Here is an 18502-nt window from a genome sequence, read left to right as displayed (position 1 = left end):
TTCACACCCCCGAGGACCTCCGGCAGGTCGCCGCGAAACTCAACCGCCGGCCCCGGCCCACCCTGAACCTGGAAACCCCAGCCAACCGGCTGAACCAGCTGCTGCACGCAGCCTAACCCCCTGCGTTGCTCCCACTGATTGACTTTGCCTGCCCCGGACGGGCCGTAAGTGACCCCGCGTTGGTTTTTTGGTTTCGCAGGGCGCGCTGCAGGAAGGCCTGAAGACCCTGTCCGCCACAGTGGCTAGGTGGGACGATCCATCCATGAGCGTGAGCCAGGAACCTTCCGCGCAGAACAGAGCGCGCGGCGCGGCGGCCAAGAGTTTTCCGGAGACACCGGCACCGACCACCCGGCAGTTGAGGACTTTTGATCAGCAGCGCCGGGCAGCTGAATTGAAAATCGAGCAAGTCCTGCAGGGGCCCCGGCATAGACGCGAACCGCACGGCGGGGCGCGGGGGCCCTCGCCGTTCTGTCGTTAGGGCACATGGTTGACGGGCCGGCTCCCGGAGGAGCTGACCCCGCAACAGCCGGCGGTGCGGGATCCTGCTTGGCCCAAAGCTGTCCGGAACCGCGGAAGTGGCCCTGGGCCACATGCCGCACGGCTGCCGCAGGTTTCGGCAGAAGTCAGGGAATCGCCCTAGCGTTATGAACGGCAGTCCAATGGATCAGGCAACCCTTGTTGGCATCGCATTCGGCTATGTTGTTACCCTCGTCACCGTTTTCATATTGTGTTTGCCCCTTATTTTCGGATTAGTGCTGCTCATGCTCCTGGCAGGTACCGTGCGGCTGATCCTCTTCCTGGCGACGGCACTGACCGTTGGGCTGATCGGCTTGTTCAGGAGCCAGGCCGGCAGCCCGCGCCGGCCTGGACATGGGTCTCATCTCATCACGCACTGACCGGACCATGGTCGGGGGCGGGGCCGGGGCCAGGCGTGCTGGTCCTCACCCCAGGGCGTCCGCGGGAATTGCCGGGCACCGCCGGAACGAGGCGGGGTTGAACGCCGGGAGCATGAAGGTTGCCAGTACGGCGTCGAGCATTTCCGGGGCCCACGTACTGTTCTCCCCGAGGGTCGCGCAGACTCCCAGCACCACAGGGGTTCCGTCCGCGCGGCGGCGGATCTGGACCTGGACTGGCCCGGTCAGCCCGAGCGTGCGGACGGCGGCCAGGCCCAGCTTCCGTACGTCCCCGGCCTCGCTGGCGGGCACCCTGCGACTTACCTCGTCGCTGCCGGCGCGTCCATACGGAGTCCTGGTCTTCTCCAGGACCACCGCCACTGGCGCCATCGCGTTGCGTGCCGGGGTGCCGAACACCAGACAGACATAGTCGGCGCCCGGGATGAACTCCTGGACAAGCTGCCCCGCGGGCATGTTCTTCCAGGTGACGGAGGCCGTTCCGGCCAGCACGTGGACCCCACGGGAGCCTTCGAAGACCCGCGGCTTGACCACCACGGGACCGCTGAGGCCGGCTAGGGATGCCGGCGCGGCAGCGAGGTCGCCCGGAACGCCGAACCGGGGCACCGGAATGCCGGCTGCCTGCAACGCCCAGGTGGTAAACAGGTTGTCGTTGGCGAGCGCCACCGCGGCAGGGTCGCCCACGATGATCCGCACGTCCTGGGCGAATCCGGCACGGGCTGCGGCCAGGACCGGAAGTTCCACGGTGAGGGTCGGAATGATGACGTTGATGGCTTCGCGATCCACCAGCCGGCGCAGGTCCAGGATCATGTCCGGGTCCGTCGCGGGCAAGAGCCTGGCCGCGGCTGCGGAGGGAGCAGCCTCCGCCTGGCGAGTGTCGGCGCGGGCATCGGAGCCCAGATACGGAAGGCCGCGGGCTTCGAGTTGGGCCGCGACCGTACGGCCGGCGGCGCTTGCTATCCCGGTAACCAGTATGCGCGGGCCCACAATTGCTCCATTCCGCCGTCACCGGCGGGGCCGCTGCTGCGGCTCCGACGGTTCCGGCCACCGATTCATAGGCTTGTTGACGGACGACTCGATTTACGGACTGCTGATTTACGCACTGCTGATTGACGGACTGCCCGGATCTGCCGCAACTCGCGCCGACACGCAGGACCATTCCCCTAGTAGACGGCGAATCGTCCGCGCACACACGAGTGGGCAATACCCGAAGTTGGAGCCCGCTACTACTTGCCTGAGGCACGCATACGGTCCGCCGGCCGGCACAGGCTGTTGCGCGTGGCCCGGTTACGGAACATGACGACGGCGGCCGTGCGGGCCGGCGTCGTTGGTGTTACGTTTTTGGGGAGTAATGAGAACCGGCGCCAAGCCCTGACTGGCCGGTCGGCAACCCTCCCTTTTCGCGGCGGGGTGCCTCAGGTGAATACTCGGCATATCGACCATTCGAGCTGCAAGCGTGAAAGAGGAGATCCGTCGTGCCCGACACGTCAACACCCGCTGTACCCGAAATACTCAGTTCATCAGCCGCCCCAGACACAGCCACCCGTGCAGCAACCAGCGCGGCCCCCGCCGGCGAGGAAAGGCTGGCCTACCGCCTGTTCACCGGTGCGGATGACCGCGCCTTTTGTGAGCGCGTGTCGGCCGCATTGGCCGAGGGCTACGTCCTGCATGGAAGCCCCGCCGCCAGCTTCAACGGCAGCACCGTGATCGTGGCGCAGGCGCTGGTGCTGCCGGCTGCCATTGCGAGCGCGGACGCCGCCGTGGCCAATGCGGTTGATGAGCTCGACGCCGACGAGTTTGACGCTGTTGGGGCATTCGAGGGGCACGCATGAGCTACGCAGGAGACCTCAGCCCTACTGAGGCGTGGGCCAAGCTTGAGGCGGGAGCCATTCTGGTGGATGTCCGGACCGAGGGCGAATGGGCCCACATCGGCATCCCGGACACCAAGTCCGCAGAAAATGATCCGCTCTTCATCCAGTGGAACCTTGCCGGCGGCACGCCGAATCCGCACTTCGTGGAACAGCTAAAGCGGCAAGCACCGGAGGACACCGCCGTCGAACTGGTGTTCCTGTGCCGCTCCGGTGCCCGGTCGATCGCCGCCGCGACGGCCGCGACGGCCGCCGGCTACACCTCGTACAACGTTCTTGAGGGCTTCGAAGGCGAGACCGACCGCTTTGGCCAACGCACCGTCAACGGCTGGAAGAACCGCGGCCTGCCCACCAACCTCGGAAAAATCTAGTGACTTTCAATCCCGACGCCTCCGGCTGGGCCGCCGACACCCAGGCTGTCCGCGGCGGCCTGGACCGCACCGGCTTCCAGGAAACCACCGAGCCAATCTTCCTCAACTCAGGATTCGTCTACGAGTCCGCGGCCGCCGCCGAGCGCGCCTTCACTGGGGAGGACGAGCGCTTCGTCTACTCCCGCTACGGCAACCCTTCCGTCGCGACGTTCCAGGAGCGGCTCCGGCTGCTCGAGGGAACCGAGGCATGTTTTGCGACGGCGTCCGGCATGTCAGCCGTCTTCACTGCCCTGGGCGCGCTGTTGGCTGCCGGCGACCGCGTGGTCGCAGCCCGCTCACTGTTCGGCTCCTGTTTCGTGATCCTCAACGAGATCCTGCCGCGCTGGGGTGTGGAGACGGTCTTCGTGGACGGACCGGACCTGGAGCAGTGGCAGGTTGCGCTGTCCGAGCCGACCACGGCGGTGTTCTTCGAGTCGCCGTCGAACCCCATGCAGGAAATCGTGGACATCGCCGCCGTGAGCGAACTGGCGCATGCCGCCGGCGCCACGGTGGTGGTCGACAACGTCTTCGCCACCCCGCTGCTGCAGCGTTGCGGAGACCTCGGCGCGGACGTGGTGGTGTACTCCGGCACCAAGCACATCGACGGCCAGGGCAGGGTCCTGGGCGGCGCCATCCTGGGCACCAAGGAATTCATTGACGGGCCCGTCAGGCAGCTCATGCGGCACACCGGTCCGGCGCTCTCGGCCTTCAATGCCTGGGTGCTCACCAAGGGCCTGGAGACCATGGCCCTGCGCGTCAACCATTCCTCGGCCTCTGCCCTGCGGCTGGCGGAATGGCTTGAGGGACAGCCGGCGGTCAGTTGGGTCAAGTACCCGCTGCTGCCGTCCCACCCGCAGTACCCCCTCGCGGTGAAGCAGATGAAGGCCGGCGGGACCGTTCTCACGTTGGAGCTTTCGCCTTCGCCGGGACGCACTGCGAAGCAGGCCGCCTTCGCGCTGCTGGACGCGCTGCGGATCATCGATATCTCCAACAACCTTGGCGACGCCAAGACGCTCATCACGCACCCGGCCACCACCACGCACCGCGCGATGGGCCCGGAAGGCCGTGCGGCGATCGGGCTCAGCGACGGCGTGGTCCGACTTTCGGTGGGCCTGGAGGACGTCGAGGACTTGATCCGCGACCTCGGCCAGGCGCTCAAACAGGTCTAGCGCTCAGGGCCAGTCTTCAAGCAGATCTGGCGCTGCCGGCTCCCCGTCAGCCCCGGCGAACCCTGCCCAGGGGCGATCCCTCGTCGGCCCGTACCTTGGTGGCGGTACCCGGCGCGGCCCCCTGGGTGGTCAGTTCGACGGCCCGTTCGACGACGGCGGGCAGTCCGCCCGCCCGGAACGGCCCGCGCTGCAGCTGCGAACCGGTGCCCTCCGCCAGGATCCGCTCGACGCCCGCGCGCACCAGATCCAGCTCGCCCTGCTCCTCGAGCACCGGGGCCACGAAATCCACCAGTGCCCTGACCACGTCCGCGGCCGGGGCAGGGGTGAAGGTTCCAAAGTCCAGGAGCTCCCCGCGCAGTCCGCAGTTGCTGGCCTGCCAGGCGGCCATCCGCAGCAGCAGTGTGGGCACCGGTGCGGGGTCGACGCCGTCGTTCCACTCCCGCACCGCCGATTCCACGAGGGCGCGCACCAGGACGGCAATCAGGGCAGCGTCCTCGGCCCGCAGGCACACATCGGCGACCCGGATCTCCACGGTGGGATGCTGCCGGCACAGCCGCGCGTCGAAATAGACCATCCCCTCATCCATCAGGACGCCGCTTTGCACCAGCCGGGTCACCACCCGGCGGTAGACGGGCAGGCTGCCGAAGATCATTGTGGGACCGGACCCCGGCCAGCGGTTCCACGCCTGGGTGCGGTAGCTTTCGAATCCGGTCTCGGCCCCGTTCCAGAACGGGGAATTCGCGCTGATTGCAATCAGCACCGCAAGCTTGTCGCGGATCCGGTCCATCACGGCCACGCCCTCCTCCGGGGACTCCACATAGGTGTGGACGTGGAGGCCGCAGGTCAGTTGGTTCCGGACGGTGAGCCCGAAGCGTTGCTGCATGGTCATGTAGCGTGGATTCGGCGTCAGGTGCGTCGCGGAGCCTTGGGGCGACGTGGCCAGGGCTGCGACGCGGCCGCCGTGAGCCCGCGCGGCCTGGTCCGCCAGGGTCCGGCCCCGCCTGAGCTGCCGGAGCAGCTCCGTGTACTCAAGGCACGGATGCGTCTGGGTCTCGATCTGCTCGAGCTTGAGCTCGTAGCTGAAGTCTGCGCCCTCGTGGACCGGTTTCTCTGTCGCGTGAATCCTGGCGGTGTCCGGTTCCTTCGGCGGCACCAGGTTGGGCAACATCAGGTCGGCGAGGGCAAGCAACATCCCCGATTCGGGGTCCACTATCAGCAGTTCTTCCTCCACGCCGAACGTGCGCATGAATCTATTGTGCGTCAGGATCGGCAGAAACGCCCCTACACCGACGCGGGGTCACTCCACGCCCATCCCACGCCTTCGGATGGGCGTGGAGTGACCCCGCGTCGCTTGGGCCGGTCTGGAATCAGTCTTGGAAATACTCAATCTTCGCGCCGATGGTGTTGAGCCGTTCGGCCAGATCCTCATAGCCGCGCTCAATGACATAAATGTTGCGCAGCTCCGAGACCCCGCGGGCGGCCAGCATGGCCAGCAGCAGGCAGGCTGCGGGGCGGAGGGCCGGCGGGCAGCCCACCTCGGCGGCACGCCACTTGGTGGGGCCGTTGACATAAATCCGGTGGGGATCGAGCAGCTGGACCTGGGCGCCCAGTTTGTTCAGTTCCGTCAGGTAGATGGCCCGGTTCTCGTAGACCCAGTCATGGATCATGGTCTGGCCGTGGGCGTTGGCCGCGATCACCGCGAAGAAGGGCAGGTTGTCGATGTTCAGGCCGGGGAAAGGCATGGGGTGGATTTTGTCCTCCGGCGCCCGCAGTTCCGAGGGCTTGGTGGTGACGTCCACCAGGCGGGTGCGGCCGTTGCGGGCAAAGTATTCCCCGGAGACCTCGAGCCGCTGGCCCATCTGCTCGAGCGTGGCGAGTTCGATTTCCATGAACTCGATCGGGACCCGGCGGATGGTGACTTCCGAGTTCGTCACGATGCCGGCGGTGATGAGACTCATCGCCTCGATCGGGTCCTCGGACGGGAAGTATTCGACGTCGGCGTCGATCGACGGGCAGCCGGTGATCTCCAGCGTGGTGGTGCCAACCCCCGCGATTTCCACCCCGAGCATCTGCAGGTAGAAGCAGAGATCCTGCACCATGTAGTTGGGGCTGGCGTTGCGGATGATGGTGGTGCCGCGGCGGTGGGCTGCGGCCATGATGGCGTTCTCGGTCACCGTGTCGCCGCGTTCGCTCAGCACGAAGGAGCGGTCATGGGCGTCCGACGGCGGTGCCTGCACCGCGTAGAACCCGGACTTCGCCTCCACGCTCAGGCCGAACTGCCGCAGTGCCTGCATGTGCGGCTGCACGGTGCGCGTGCCAAGGTCGCAGCCGCCGGCGTATGGCAGCCGGTAGGTGTCGGTCTCGTCCAGCAGCGGCCCCAGGAGCATGATGACGCTGCGGGTCCGGCGGGCCGCCTCCACATCCATGGATGCCAGGTCCAGGACCGCGGGGCGGCGGATCTGGAGGTCGTTTGCGTTGAGCCACGTGCATTCGACGCCGATGCTGGTCAGCACCTCCACGATCCGGTTGACTTCCTCGATCCGGGCCAGCCGGCGCAGGGTGGTGGTGCCGCGGTTGATGAGGCTGGCGCACAACAGCGCGACGCCGGCATTCTTGCTGCTGTTGACGTCCACCGCACCGGCCAGCGTGCGGCCGCCCTCGACCCGGAGGTGGGTCATCTGGGGCCGGCCCACCTTGACGATGCTGTGCCCGACGATCGCCTCCAGTCGCTGGATCATCTTCAGGCTCAGGTTCTGCTTTCCCTGTTCCATCCGGGCGATGGCGCTCTGGCTGGTGCCGAGCTCGGCGGCGAGTTGTCCCTGAGTCCAGCCTTTCGCCCCGCGGGCTTCGCGGAGCAGGAGGCCTACATGTTCAGCAGTCGGTTGAGTCATGTCCCGAAAATATCACGGATGATTTATTAACCCCCGGCATTCCGGCCGGATTGCCGTTAATCTCACAGGGATACCCGCATCATGCGATAACCCGCGCACTGCGGTGCACGGTGGCGCTTGAATCAGTAGTGCCGTCAATGGCTTCGCCAGTGGCGCCGGCGGTTGCGGCGACGCCTACTGGTGCGTGAGGAAGACAAGGTTCCAGCTGCCCGCCACAAGGGCCGCGGCGGCGGCTGCTGCCGCGATGCCGAGCCCGCCCAGCAGCACCCAGGCGTCAAGCCCACTGAAAGTAGACGGCCTGGCCCAGGTCCGCGCGGCGCCGCCGAAGCCGCGGGCCTCCATGGTCACCGCGAGCCGCGAGGCGCTCCGGATCGCCTGCACCAGCAGGCCGAAGCTCTGGCCCAGAGTGGCGCGGAACCGCTGATAGGGGTTACCGCTCGAGCCCACCCCGCGGGCCCGCCGGGCCATGCCGATCGTCTGCCATTGCTCGGTCATGATCCCGACCAGCCGCATGGCGGCCAAGGTGCCCAGGACGAACCGGTGCGGCAGTTTTGCGTTCTGGGCCAGGGCGTCGGCCAGGTCTGTGGGGTCGGTGCAGCTCATCAGCAGCACCGCAGGCAGCGCGATGGCAAGCCCGCGGAGCATGAAGCCGATCCCCAACTGCAGGGAGCCGGCACTGATGGACCAGATCCCGGCGTCGACCAGCACGGAACCGGCGTCGGGCGCCAGGATGGCGGTGCTCCAGCCACCCAGCGCCGCCGCGAGGATCAGCGGCCAGCCCCGCTGCCACAGCAGCGCCAAGGTCAGGCCGGCCAGCGGCAGGAGCAGCAGTTCGAAGGCCAGCGCCACCGATGCCGAGACCCAGTCAATGGACAGCGCCAGGACCATGGTGATCAGGGTGACCGCCGTGAACTTGGCGAGCGGGTTGGCACGGGTCAGCAGCGCATGGTTGCCGCGCAGGCTCAGTGCGTCCCTCATGGCGTGGCCCCTTCCGGCAGCTCAAGTTCCGGGCCCGGAACGGCGGCGGTTTCTCGCGGCCGGAGGCGGAGTTCGGTGCCGCCGAGGACGGCGCTGAATTCGGCGTCGTGCGTCACAGAGACGACGGCGGTGCCGGCGTCGAGGAGCTCGGACAGGAACGACGCGAGTTCGGCCCAGGTGTTGGCATCCTGGCCGAAGGTGGGTTCGTCCAGAACCAGCACCTGCGGGTGCGCCGCCAGCACCGTGGCTACCGAAAGGCGGCGCTTCTCGCCGCCGGAGAGCGTGTAGGGGTTGGCGTCCACGAGATCTGTCAGCCGCAGCCGCTCCAGCAGCTCATCCACGCGGTCTTCGCCGTAGCCGAGGTGGCGGGGGCCGAACATGAGCTCGTCCAGGACCCTGCCCGTGACGAACTGGTGCTCGGGTTCCTGGAACACGGTGCCTATTCTGGCGATCAGCTGCTGGGGCTTCCACCGGTATGGATCGGTTCCGGCGCCGCTGCTGAATCGACCAATGGAGTGGCCAGCAGAGTGACCGCCGGAGTGGCCACCCGCGCCCCCAGCGAGCTCCGGAGCGGCCGAGACCGTCCCGGCAACGGGTCGCAGGAGACCGGCCAGCGTCAGCGCGAGGGCGGACTTCCCTGCGCCGTTCGGTCCGGTGATGGTCAAGGCCTCGCCGGCGCGGACCTGGACCGAAACCCCGGTCTGGACCGGACGCGGCGCGATCGTGCGGAAGCCGTCGCGCAGCCCGGCGCGCCGCGGCCGCTCGCGGGACACCGCGAGCCCGTCGGCCGCGAGCAGGAGCTGCCCGGCGTTACGCGCCGGCAGCCGCGTCCGGGTCGCCGGGACGTAGCCCGGCACCCAGACGCCCGCACCAATGAGCATGTCCCGCGCCTCGGCCAGGACCTGGTCCGGCGGCCCGTCAATGAGTACGGCGGAGTTCAATACCGCGGAGTCCGGGGCGGACCCGGGCTGCAGCACCACAATCCTGTCCACCAGGTCTTTCCAGATCCCCACCCGGTGCTCCACGACCACCAGGGTGGCGCCGGTCTTGTCCAGGCAGCGGCCCACGGCATCCCGGACCTCCAGGACGCCGGCCGGGTCGAGGTTGGCGGTCGGCTCGTCGAGCAGCAGCAGCCCCGGCCGCATCGCGAGGATCCCGGCGAGCGCCAGCCGCTGCTTTTGTCCGCCGGAGAGGGCCGCGGTTGGGTGGTCCAGCGGCAGCCCGCCCAGCCCGACGTCGTCGAGCGCCTCGCGCACGCGCGGCCAGATCTCTGCCGCCGGGACCGCGAGGTTCTCCGCCCCGAAGGCGACGTCGTCGCCGACGCGGGAAAGCACCACCTGGGTTTCCGGGTCCTGCTGCACAAGCCCGGCGCGGCCGCGCTGCGCCCGTGGCGGGGCACCGTCGATCAGCAGGCTTCCGGTCTCGTCGGCGTCGCCAGAGTCGCCCGCTAACCCCGAGACGCCGGCCGCGCCGTCGCCCAGCACGCCAGCCAGGGCGTGGAGCAGGGTCGATTTGCCGGCGCCAGAGGGCCCCAGCAGAAGCACGCGCTCCCCCGGCCGGATGTCCAGGTCAAGGCCGCTGACCGCGGGCCGGGGCCGTCCGGCATGCCGCCAGCCCCAGCCGCGGGCTGTGACGGCGGCCGGCCGGACGCCTGGTGAAGATCTCATGGGTTCCCTGCAGAATTTAGGATGGGAGGGATCAGGAGAACACGGGTTCCGTGGCAGCCTTGCGGGAGGCAAAGGAGCCCAGCACTCCGGTCTTGGCCAGGCCGCGGGTGGCGAGCCAGGCCAGCCCGCCGGCAATAATTGCGCCCGAGATTGTGGTGAAAACGATGTAGGCGAGCTTGTCCCCGGCTGCGTAGGCGATGTTCCAGCCCCACGGCAGGAAGGAATCGTTCAGGCCGCAGAAGAGGCCCGCGCCGGCTCCGGCGAGCAGGGAGACCGGCAGGTTGAACTTCTTGTAGAGGAAGGCCGCGAAGACCAGTTCCGCGCCGAGGCCCTGCAGGATTCCGGAGATCAGTACGGTGGTGCCGTACTGCGAACCCATGATGAGCTCGCCCGTGGCCGCGACGGTTTCACAAAAGAGTGCGGCACCCGGTTTGCGGATGATGAGCATGCCCAGCACCGCCGGGATCATCCAGCCGCCGGCGTACAGTCCGCTCAGCGGCGGGTAGAGCGCGTTGACCGGGGCGGAAATCAGGTTCGCGCCCTGGGACCAGGCCCAGAAAATGACGCCGCCGGCAACGGCGATCAACGCGGCCACCACGATGTCCACCACCCGCCAGCTGTAGTCGCGCCGGGCGGATGAACGGCTGGCGGAACCATGCTGTGCTGAAATATCTGTCATGTCGTCCTCCTGAGGAACAGGAGGGGAGGGTGCTCCGGCCGGCCTCGGCTTCCGCCGCCCTCCGCGCACCCTGAGAACTCGACTCCCTTGCGCCGGTACTAACCGGATCAGGTTCGAGGGTCTGCGGCTGTCCGCACTCTCAGCGCCCACCAACGGTTTCCCCGGATATTTCCGGCGATGCCCGGCGGCGGCGCTCCCCTGTCGTAAATTATTTCGCCCTTGTGGGCTGGCTCAGTTTACACCCGGACGGCCGGGTTTTCAGTGGTGTGCCGTCACAATCGGGGGCCGGAAAGGGCCGGCCACCGCGGCCGGGAAAAGCTGCTTGATAGAGTCGACGTGTCGGACACCCGGACCCGCCAGCGGGCGGCCGCGTCACCTACGGGAAGCTGGATTATTTTGCCGCAGACACCAGCCACACACGATCCCTCCGGGGAATACGACCCTGACTCGAGCGAGCCGCAGCCGCCGGGGTCACTGGCGGCGCTCATCGGCCGCGTGCTGGCCGAGATGGATGCGCTCCAGTTCGCCGCGTTCAGCAAGGACGATGCCCTGGACCTCGGCCTCCTCCTGGTCGAGCTGGGCAGGCAACGCTCGCTGCCCATCGCCGTCGACATCACCAAAGGCGAGCAGGTGCTCTTCCATGCCGCACTGGACGGCGCCACGCCGGACAACGAGCGCTGGATCAACGCCAAGAAGCGCACCGCACTGCGGTACGAGGTCCCGTCGCTGCTGGTGGGCCTCCGGGCCCGGGCTGCCGGCGGAAGGATCGAGGACAACGCCTGGTGGGATCAGACGGAGTTCGCCGCCCACGGCGGAGCGTTCCCGATCTACGTGCGCGGCACGGGCGCCGTCGCCGTCGTCACGGTCTCCGGCCTGCCTCAGAAGGCGGACCACGACCTCGTGGTCGAGGCCCTGCGGATGGTCCTGACACCGGAACGCTAGGCTAGGGGAAAGCCGTTCCCGTCCCAAGGAGACCGAAGAATGAACATCGTCATCAAGCTGCTCGGCACCGGCATCAGCCTCTTGGCCGGCTTTGCCGGCACCAAGCTGGTGGACACCATCTGGGAAAAGTCCACGGGCAACAAGCCGCCCACGGGCCACGAGGACGACGTCCCCACCACGCTGCGCTCGGCCCTGACCTTCGCCCTGATCTCCGCATCGGTCAGCGCCATCATCCAGGTGCTCGCCAACCGCGGCACCCAGCGCGCGATCACCCGCTTCGCCAAGACCCAGGACGTCGTCTGACCTGACTCGGCTAGCCGCGGCACCGGCCGCGGCATGGCCGACGACGCTGGCCGCCGCGCCCCGCACGGGCTCAGCGGCCAGCGTCGTCGTCGTCCACTGCGTGGTTGGCTGCCTGCTGCGCGGCTTTCTGGGCGGCTTTCTGGGCAGCTTTCTGGACTACGGCCTCAAGCTCGTCGGAGCTCAGCAGCTCCGGATGCAGGTGCTTGGTCCGGTAGCCGGCCCGGCCCACCATGTGGGCGGACACGGGAACGGTGAGCAGTTGGAAGAGCCAGGCAACCATCAGGACGGGCCACACCCACCAGGTGCGCATCTGCAGGCCAAGGGCCGCCAGCAGCAGGAACAAGCCCAGGACCTGCGGCTTGGTGGCGGCGTGCATCCTGCTCATGAGGTCCGGGAACCGCAACAGCCCGATCGCGGCGCCGAGGGACATGAGCGCGCCGACCACCATGAACACGGCGGAGAGGGCATCGATCACTGTTTCAGGATTCACGGATGCCCTCCCTCCTCTCGGCCACGAAGCGGGCCACGGTGACCGAGCCGACGAAGCCGATGAGGGAAATCGCAACGAGCAGCATCAGGTTGTTGAGGTGCCGGTTGACGGCCATGTCGATGCACAGGGCCGCCCCGAAAATGGCCAGCAGCACGTCGGCGGCGAGCACCCGGTCCAGCAGCGAGGGGCCCCGTCCGATCCGGATGATCGCCCCCGCGGCGGCCAGGGAAAGTACGACGGCGGTCACCGTCAGGACGGTCTGCATCATGCGGCGATCTCCTGTGTCAGGGCGGACAGTTCGTCTTTGGTCCCCATGATCCTGATCAGCCCGGCCTCGGTGTTCCGGACCTCTTTGCGCAGCTTGGCCGCGTCCTGGGCATTGCGGACGTTGATGCCGTGGATGTAGAGCGTGGACGTTGACCTGTCCACCTCCACCACGAGGGATCCCGGAATCAGCGAAAGCACATGCCCGGTGGCCGTGACCAACAGGTCGGAGTGGCTCCGGAGCGGCACGGCGACGATGGCGCTGACCACGTTGGGGCCGCGGACCACGGCGAGGTACAGGACCTGGAGGCTGGCCGCGACCACCTTTCCGAGGAAAATGAGGGCGAAGGGCACGGCTCGGAGGACGTTGAAGCGGCCGCCGAGCTCCACCGGGGGCAAATAGAAGATACGCGCCACGAGCACGGCGATGAGGGCCCCGAAAAGGAGATTGCCCGGGCTGAAGTTCTGCCACAGCGCTCCCCAGACAAAAACAAGCCACACCAGCAGCGGCAGTTCCTGGCGCAGCGAGATCCTTTTCCGGTTCATTTGCCGCCGCCCTGCCGCTGGGCCTGCCCGGGCTGAACCGCCGCAGGCACGGGCGGCACCGGCGCGTCCTCGCCCAGCACAGCCTGGATGTACGGGGACCTGTCCAGCATTTCCTCGGCGGACTGGTCGGCCACCCTGAACAGCGGCCCGGCGAAAACCGTCAGGGCCACGCCAAAGACCACCAGGCCCAGGGTAGAGCCCACCATGGTGCGGGGCAGCAGGGTCACGTTCGTCTTCCCGGCCCGGTCCCCGGTGGCGGAGTCCGCCGGTGCCGCCAGAAGCACCGGATCGGGGTGCTCAGCGTCCTCCGGCTTGCGCCAGAACGCCCGGTTCCAGACCCTCGCGATCGCCAGCAGGGTCATCAGGCTGGTCAGCACGCCGCCGATCACCAAGGCGTAGGCCAGTGGTGTGCCCAATTCGACGCCTGCCTGAAGCAGCCCCAGCTTGCCCAGGAAACCCGAGAACGGCGGGATTCCGGCCAGGTTCATGGCGGGAACGAAGAACAGGACCCCCAGAACTGGGGAGAGCTTGGCCAGCCCGGCCACACGGTCCATGGATGAGCTGCCGCCGCGGCGTTCAATCAGGCCGGTCACCAGGAACAGGCTGGTCTGGATGGTGATGTGGTGGGCCACGTAGAAGACCGCGGCGCCCAGGCCGGCCACCGTGGACATGGCCAGGCCGAAGACCATGTAGCCGATGTGGCTCACCAGGGTGAAGGACAGGAGTCTCTTGATGTCGCTTTGGGCCAGGGCGCCGAGGATTCCCACCACCATGGTCAGCAGCGCCGCGACCATGAGCGGGGCGTTGAGCGCATCCCCCGGGAACAGCAGCGTCTCCGTGCGGACCATGGCGTAGACGCCCACCTTGGTCAGCAGCCCGGCAAACACCGCGGTGACCGGGGCCGGCGCGGTGGGATAGGAGTCCGGGAGCCAGAAGGACAGCGGGAAGACGGCGGCCTTGATGCCGAAGGCCACCAGCAGCATCACGTGCAGCAGCGTCCGGGTGCCCTGGTCGAGGTCCCCGAGCTTGATGGCGAGGTCCGCCATGTTGATGGTTCCGGTGGCGCCGTAGATCATGGCGATCGCGATCAGGAACAGCACCGAGGACACCACCGAGACCACCACGTAGGTCACGCCGGCCCGGATGCGCGGGCCCGTCCCGCCGAGGGTGATGAGCACGTAGCTGGCCGTCAGCAGGATCTCAAAGCCGACGTAGAGGTTGAAGAGGTCTCCGGAGAGGAAGGCGTTGGACACCCCGGCCACGAGGATCAGGTAGGTCGGGTGGAAGATCGAGACCGGCGCGTCCCGGTCGCCGTCGGCCATACCCTGTCCCGTTGCGTAGATCAGCACCGCAAGGCTCACGGTCGAGGACACAACGAGCATGAGCGAGGAGAACTGGTCCACCACGAGCACGACGCCCCAGGGCGGCATCCAGCCGCCGATGTGCACCGCGGCCGTCCCGCCTTCCCAGACGGAGGCCAGCAGCCAGCATTCCAGCAGCAGGGTCAGGGCCAGGACGGTGATGCTGACCGCGCGCTGGACCCGCGGGTGGTGGATGAGCAGGAAGGTCAGGGCGGCGCCCATGATGGGCAGTACGACGGCGAGCGGGGCAAAGCTGGTGATGTTCACTCTTCGCCTCCTTCCGGTCTGGGGTCAACGTTCAGGGAGCCGGGCTGTTCTTCAGAGGCGGCTTTGTCGGCCCGGATGGGGCGGCCACCGGACATGACCGCGGCGGTATCTGTGGTTCCTGCGCCGTCGGGGCCGGCCATTGCCAGCGGGAATTCTGACGTCTCCACCGGGATGACGGAGTCGTCCTCGGCATCGAAGCTGGGCGTTTCCGCGACGCGGCGGTCCTCGGCGTCGTCCTGGATTTCGTCCTGGCGGGCCAGGACCCAGGTGCGGTAGATGATGCCCAGCATGAATGCCGTCACGGCGAAGGAGATCACGATCGAGGTCAGGATCAGGGCCTGCGGCAGGGGGTCGTTGTAGTCCCCCGCCGGGGTGTCCTTGTCGAAGATCGGCGCCAGCCCGGCGTAGCCGCCGGTGGCGAGGATTAGCAGGTTGGTGGCGTTGGCCAGCAGCATGAGGCCGAGCAGCACCCGGGTAAGGCTGCGCTCAAGGATCAGGTAGATGCCACAGGCGTAGAGGGCGCCCATCACCGTCAGCAGGGTCAGGTTGACGCTCATGTTCTCCCCTTGGAAGTGGTTTCGGCGTCGTCGGCCTCGACGGTGGCTTCGGCGGGGATTCCGCCGCTGTCCTCGTCTTCGGAGAGGCCGTCCTCGTCTTCGGAGGGCTCTTCGAAGTGCTCGTCGATTTCCGCACCGAGGCTGCGCAGCACGTCCAGGGCCAGTCCGACCACCACGACGTACACACCGATGTCGAAGATGGTGGAGGTGACGAACTTGATGTCGCCGAAGACCGGCAGCCACAGCTCCACGATGGCGCTCTGGAACACCTGGCCGCCCAGCAGCAGCGGCGTCATTCCGGCGGCCGCCGCCGTGGCCAGGCCGATCCCCAGCAGGGTGCCGGCGCCGACGGGCGTGGCTTCGCGGAGTTCGAAGCGGCCGCCGGCCAGGTAGCGGATGGTCAGGGCGAGGCCGGCGGTGAGGCCGCCGGCGAAGCCCCCGCCGGGCAGGTTGTGGCCGGCGAGGAGCAGATAGAGGGAGAACACGATGATCGAGTGGAAGATCAGGCGGGTGACCACCTCGAAGATGATCGAGCGGCGCTCGGGCGCCAGGGTCCGGCCGGCCACCAGCCAGGCGTCGGTCGTGGCGGCAGCGAACCGCCGGGACATCGCCAGGGCGGCGTCGTCCCGGGTGCTGCCCCCGGCCCCGGTCCGCCGGCCCACGGTCCCTTCCGCGACAGTCGCGGACGTCCGGATGCGGTCGCCGCGGCCCCGGACGAAGATGAGGCTGGCCACGCCGGTGGCGGCCAGGGCCAGGACGGAGATCTCGCCGAAGGTGTCCCAGGCCCGGATGTCCACCAGGGTCACGTTGACGACGTTGAGGCCGCCGCCGCCCTCATAGGCCAGCTGCGGGAACTGCAGGGAGACCGGCGTTGCCACCCGGGCGCCAAGGGCGTAGATGGCCACGAAGATCATGGTGACGCCGAACGCCAGGCCAATCACCACGCGGATGACCCGGTATTTGCCGCCGGTGCGGTCACGCAGCCCCGGCGGAAGGCTCCGCATGGCCAGCACGAACGCCACCAGGATGATGGTTTCGACCAGCATCTGGGTCAGGGCAAGGTCCGGAGCCCCCTGCAGCGCGAACATCATGGCGATCCCGTAGCCGGTGACGGACACCATCAGGACGGCCAGGAACCGCTTGTTGGCGCGCACCGCGGCCAGCGCCCCGATCACGATCCCGGCGCCGGCCACCAGTTGCAGCGGCGCTCCGGGATCGATGAAATAGAGACCGTCCGGCAGCGGCTTGTTGGCCAGCAGCAGTGCCGTCAGCGGCAGGACGAAGGCCACGGTCAGGATGACGGAGAGGTAGAAGAACAGCGAGCCACGCTGGGTGCGGCCGGTGATCCAGACGGCGGTGTCGTCCAGGGCGCCGATCGTGTTCTGGTAGGCGCGGTCGCTGTCGATCCAGCCCGGCACCAGTGCCTGCAGCCGGGCCACGGCGGTGCGGCCGTAGAACATGGCCAGGCCCAGGACGAACGTCACCGCGGTCAGCCCCAGGGCCGGGGTGAGGCCGTGCCACAGCGCCAGGTGCCCGGGCGAGGACTCGGGGCCCTCCACAAAGAGCTCCGCATACGGCTGGATCCAGCCGTCAACGGGGGCCGGCCACAGTCCGTAGAGGACCGTGAGGAGGCTCAGGATGGCCGGTGCGGCAAGGAAGGCGGGTTTGACCGGCTTGAAGTCCGTGGGCGCCACGCCGGGCTTGACGGCGAAGGCGCCCCACATGAAGCGGGCGCTGTAGGCGAAGGTCAGGATGGAGCCCAGGACCACGCCGCCCAGCAGCCACGGCCCGGTTCCGGACGCCGAGGTGTACTCGATGAAGGCCTCGAACACCGATTCCTTGGCGACGTAGCCGGCCAGCGGCGGTACGCCGGCCATCGAGGCCGCGCCGACCGCCGCTACGATCGCCAGTGCCCGGGCCGAGCCGTAGACGCCGGAGAGTTCGCGGATGTCCCGGGTCCCGGCCTGGTGGTCGATGATGCCCACCACCAGGAAGAGCGTGGCCTTGAACAGCCCGTGCGCCAGGAGGAAGGCCAGTCCGGCGAGTGCCGCCCCGGGGGTACCCAGGCCCACCACCATGGTCATGAAGCCCAGCTGGCTCACGGTGCCGTAGGCGAGGATGAGTTTGATGTCGGTCTGCCGCAGGGCCCGGTAGCCGCCCACCAGCATGGTGGCCAGGCCAAGGCCGAGCACGATCGGCAGCCACGGCGGTGATTCCGCGAATCCGGGGGCAAGCCGGGCAACCAGGTAGATCCCGGCCTTCACCATGGCCGCGGCGTGCAGGTAGGCGCTCACGGGGGTGGGGGCAGCCATCGCGCCGGGGAGCCAGAAGTGGAACGGCACCAGGGCGGACTTGGTGATCGCACCGATCAGGATAAGGACGACGGCGGCGTTCACTGCCCCGCCCGCGGGGCCGGAGACCAGGGCGGGAGCCTCCTCCAAGATGGCCTGGATCCGGTAGGTTCCGGCCGTCGCACCGAGGATGATGAGCCCCACAAGCATGGCCAGCCCGCCGGCGGTGGTCACCACCAGCGCCTGCAGCGCCGAACGCCGCGCTGACAGCCTGGTGCGGGCGTAGCCGATCAGCAGGTAGGACAGCACCGTGGTCAGTTCCCAGAAGATGAACATCAGCAGGAGATCATCAGCGGTAACGAGGCCGAACATTGCACCGGCGAAGGCCAGGAGCTGCGCCCCGAAACCGCCGAGGTAGTCGTCCTTGTTCTCGAAGTAGCGGGCGCAGTAGACCAGCACCAGCGCACCCACCCCCAGCACCAGCAGGGACATGACCCAGGCCAGGGCGTCCATCCGGAATGCGAGGTCGAGCTGCAACCCGGGAATCCAGGGCACCACCTCGGTGATCGCCCCGTCTGTATAGACGGCGTCGTGTTGCAGCAGCAGCCAGACAAAGGAGGCCGCGGGGACCGCCGCCAGGGCGAAGAACGAATTCCTGCCAAACTTCCGGAACAGGAGCGGGGCCACAGCAGCCACCGCAAAGTGCACGGCAAGGACTGTGATCACTGGTATCTCCGCAACGTCAGAAAGTCGATTGTCATCAAGTTGGAGCAGGCGGTTCATTTGTTAGGTTCGGTGCGGACAGTTTACCAAGCGTGTACAAATTCTTTTGGCAGGGACACCGGCCCTTGAAGACCGGCCCGGAACAAGGTGCCCAGGACAACCGGGCCAGTACATTCGAAGTCAAA

18 protein-coding genes and 2 riboswitches are annotated in these 18502 nt (G+C 67.9%); of the genes, 6 read left to right on the top strand and 12 right to left on the bottom strand.

The genetic code is table 11. The features are described 5' to 3' along the window. Window positions 1-659: 659 nt before the first annotated feature. A complete protein-coding gene (locus AC1DEM_RS19410; RefSeq protein ID WP_476885919.1) occupies window positions 660-896 on the top strand; it encodes a hypothetical protein in 237 nt (78 codons plus the stop codon). A 45-nt stretch (window positions 897-941) separates the two neighbouring features. Here the strand turns inward: AC1DEM_RS19410 and AC1DEM_RS19405 are convergent, their stop codons facing one another. Next, window positions 942-1898 carry an ATP-grasp domain-containing protein gene (locus AC1DEM_RS19405; RefSeq protein WP_476885918.1) on the bottom strand — a complete coding sequence of 319 codons (957 nt, stop codon included), beginning with the start codon at window positions 1896-1898 and terminating at the stop codon, window positions 942-944. Between the two features lie 360 nt (window positions 1899-2258). After that, a riboswitch (SAM riboswitch) is annotated at window positions 2259-2374 on the top strand. 120 nt (window positions 2375-2494) lie between these two features. On the opposite strand from AC1DEM_RS19405, the gene AC1DEM_RS19400 reads away from it, so the two are divergent. From AC1DEM_RS19400 to AC1DEM_RS19390, 3 genes are read left to right on the top strand one after another with little or no spacing between them, the layout of a single operon-like run. Next, on the top strand, window positions 2495-2743 hold the full coding sequence (locus AC1DEM_RS19400) for a DUF1737 domain-containing protein (protein ID WP_277527213.1): 249 nt from the start codon (window positions 2495-2497) through the stop codon (window positions 2741-2743). Beyond that, window positions 2740-3150: a rhodanese-like domain-containing protein gene (locus AC1DEM_RS19395; RefSeq protein WP_476885917.1), complete on the top strand. Its 411-nt coding sequence runs from the start codon at window positions 2740-2742 to the stop codon at window positions 3148-3150. Before AC1DEM_RS19400 ends, AC1DEM_RS19395 begins: the two co-directional genes overlap by 4 nt. Continuing rightward, complete coding sequence (locus AC1DEM_RS19390) at window positions 3150-4358, top strand: O-succinylhomoserine sulfhydrylase (RefSeq protein WP_476885916.1); 1209 nt, start codon at window positions 3150-3152, stop codon at window positions 4356-4358. Before AC1DEM_RS19395 ends, AC1DEM_RS19390 begins: the two co-directional genes overlap by 1 nt. Before the next feature lie 46 nt (window positions 4359-4404). Here AC1DEM_RS19390 and AC1DEM_RS19385 read toward each other — a convergent pair whose 3' ends face one another. The 5 genes from AC1DEM_RS19385 to AC1DEM_RS19365 all read right to left on the bottom strand — a co-directional run bounded on the left by AC1DEM_RS19385 (window position 4405) and on the right by AC1DEM_RS19365 (window position 10573). Then, a complete protein-coding gene (locus AC1DEM_RS19385) occupies window positions 4405-5604 on the bottom strand; it encodes a glutamate--cysteine ligase 2 (RefSeq protein WP_476885915.1) in 1200 nt (399 codons plus the stop codon). Window positions 5605-5725: 121 nt separating this feature from the next. Beyond that, complete coding sequence (locus AC1DEM_RS19380) at window positions 5726-7249, bottom strand: UDP-N-acetylglucosamine 1-carboxyvinyltransferase (protein ID WP_476885914.1); 1524 nt, start codon at window positions 7247-7249, stop codon at window positions 5726-5728. A 174-nt stretch (window positions 7250-7423) separates the two neighbouring features. Further along, window positions 7424-8227, bottom strand: coding sequence for an energy-coupling factor transporter transmembrane component T family protein (locus AC1DEM_RS19375; RefSeq protein ID WP_476885913.1), 804 nt, complete (start codon window positions 8225-8227; stop codon window positions 7424-7426). Next, window positions 8224-9894: an ABC transporter ATP-binding protein gene (locus AC1DEM_RS19370; protein WP_476885912.1), complete on the bottom strand. Its 1671-nt coding sequence runs from the start codon at window positions 9892-9894 to the stop codon at window positions 8224-8226. Before AC1DEM_RS19370 ends, AC1DEM_RS19375 begins: the two co-directional genes overlap by 4 nt. 31 nt (window positions 9895-9925) lie before the next feature. Continuing rightward, window positions 9926-10573, bottom strand: coding sequence for an ECF transporter S component (locus tag AC1DEM_RS19365; RefSeq protein WP_476885911.1), 648 nt, complete (start codon window positions 10571-10573; stop codon window positions 9926-9928). Between the two features lie 66 nt (window positions 10574-10639). After that, a riboswitch (TPP riboswitch) is annotated at window positions 10640-10783 on the bottom strand. A gap of 186 nt (window positions 10784-10969) precedes the next feature. Between AC1DEM_RS19365 and AC1DEM_RS19360 the strand changes: the two genes are divergently transcribed. Both AC1DEM_RS19360 and AC1DEM_RS19355 read left to right on the top strand, forming a co-directional pair. Then, window positions 10970-11515, top strand: a complete 546-nt coding sequence (locus AC1DEM_RS19360) for a heme-degrading domain-containing protein (RefSeq protein WP_476885910.1) — start codon at window positions 10970-10972, stop codon at window positions 11513-11515. Between the two features lie 39 nt (window positions 11516-11554). Next, window positions 11555-11818, top strand: coding sequence for a DUF4235 domain-containing protein (locus AC1DEM_RS19355; protein ID WP_476885909.1), 264 nt, complete (start codon window positions 11555-11557; stop codon window positions 11816-11818). 70 nt (window positions 11819-11888) lie between these two features. On the opposite strand, the gene mnhG is transcribed toward AC1DEM_RS19355, so the two are convergent. The 6 genes from mnhG to AC1DEM_RS19325 are packed head-to-tail and all read right to left on the bottom strand — an operon-like array spanning window position 11889 to window position 18320. Then, the gene (gene mnhG, locus AC1DEM_RS19350; protein WP_476885908.1) at window positions 11889-12308 is read right to left on the bottom strand and encodes a monovalent cation/H(+) antiporter subunit G; all 420 of its coding nucleotides are present in this window, start codon (window positions 12306-12308) and stop codon (window positions 11889-11891) included. After that, a complete protein-coding gene (locus tag AC1DEM_RS19345) occupies window positions 12298-12576 on the bottom strand; it encodes an MrpF/PhaF family protein (RefSeq protein WP_377985878.1) in 279 nt (92 codons plus the stop codon). The genes mnhG and AC1DEM_RS19345 overlap by 11 nt, the downstream gene beginning before the upstream one ends. Further along, on the bottom strand, window positions 12573-13118 hold the full coding sequence (locus AC1DEM_RS19340; protein WP_476885907.1) for a Na+/H+ antiporter subunit E: 546 nt from the start codon (window positions 13116-13118) through the stop codon (window positions 12573-12575). The genes AC1DEM_RS19345 and AC1DEM_RS19340 overlap by 4 nt, the downstream gene beginning before the upstream one ends. Further along, window positions 13115-14746: a Na+/H+ antiporter subunit D gene (locus tag AC1DEM_RS19335; RefSeq protein ID WP_476885906.1), complete on the bottom strand. Its 1632-nt coding sequence runs from the start codon at window positions 14744-14746 to the stop codon at window positions 13115-13117. The genes AC1DEM_RS19340 and AC1DEM_RS19335 overlap by 4 nt, the downstream gene beginning before the upstream one ends. Beyond that, window positions 14743-15303, bottom strand: coding sequence for a Na(+)/H(+) antiporter subunit C (locus AC1DEM_RS19330; protein ID WP_476885905.1), 561 nt, complete (start codon window positions 15301-15303; stop codon window positions 14743-14745). Before AC1DEM_RS19330 ends, AC1DEM_RS19335 begins: the two co-directional genes overlap by 4 nt. Next, window positions 15300-18320: a Na+/H+ antiporter subunit A gene (locus tag AC1DEM_RS19325; RefSeq protein ID WP_476885904.1), complete on the bottom strand. Its 3021-nt coding sequence runs from the start codon at window positions 18318-18320 to the stop codon at window positions 15300-15302. The genes AC1DEM_RS19330 and AC1DEM_RS19325 overlap by 4 nt, the downstream gene beginning before the upstream one ends. Window positions 18321-18502: the final 182 nt, after the last annotated feature.

This window comes from Arthrobacter sp. 05T420 (genome assembly GCF_056396305.1).
This window is presented reverse-complemented; position numbering and strand designations above follow the sequence as displayed.

Coding starts and splice junctions, on each gene's coding strand:
- AC1DEM_RS19410 (WP_476885919.1), top strand. CDS start 660: ATGGATCAGGCAACCCTTGTTGGCATCGCATTCGGCTATGTTGTTACC.
- AC1DEM_RS19395 (WP_476885917.1), top strand. CDS start 2,740: ATGAGCTACGCAGGAGACCTCAGCCCTACTGAGGCGTGGGCCAAGCTT.
- AC1DEM_RS19385 (WP_476885915.1), bottom strand. CDS start 5,604: ATGCGCACGTTCGGCGTGGAGGAAGAACTGCTGATAGTGGACCCCGAA.
- AC1DEM_RS19380 (WP_476885914.1), bottom strand. CDS start 7,249: ATGACTCAACCGACTGCTGAACATGTAGGCCTCCTGCTCCGCGAAGCC.
- AC1DEM_RS19375 (WP_476885913.1), bottom strand. CDS start 8,227: ATGAGGGACGCACTGAGCCTGCGCGGCAACCATGCGCTGCTGACCCGT.
- AC1DEM_RS19370 (WP_476885912.1), bottom strand. CDS start 9,894: ATGAGATCTTCACCAGGCGTCCGGCCGGCCGCCGTCACAGCCCGCGGC.
- AC1DEM_RS19365 (WP_476885911.1), bottom strand. CDS start 10,573: ATGACAGATATTTCAGCACAGCATGGTTCCGCCAGCCGTTCATCCGCC.
- AC1DEM_RS19355 (WP_476885909.1), top strand. CDS start 11,555: ATGAACATCGTCATCAAGCTGCTCGGCACCGGCATCAGCCTCTTGGCC.
- AC1DEM_RS19345 (WP_377985878.1), bottom strand. CDS start 12,576: ATGATGCAGACCGTCCTGACGGTGACCGCCGTCGTACTTTCCCTGGCC.
- AC1DEM_RS19340 (WP_476885907.1), bottom strand. CDS start 13,118: ATGAACCGGAAAAGGATCTCGCTGCGCCAGGAACTGCCGCTGCTGGTG.
- AC1DEM_RS19330 (WP_476885905.1), bottom strand. CDS start 15,303: ATGAGCGTCAACCTGACCCTGCTGACGGTGATGGGCGCCCTCTACGCC.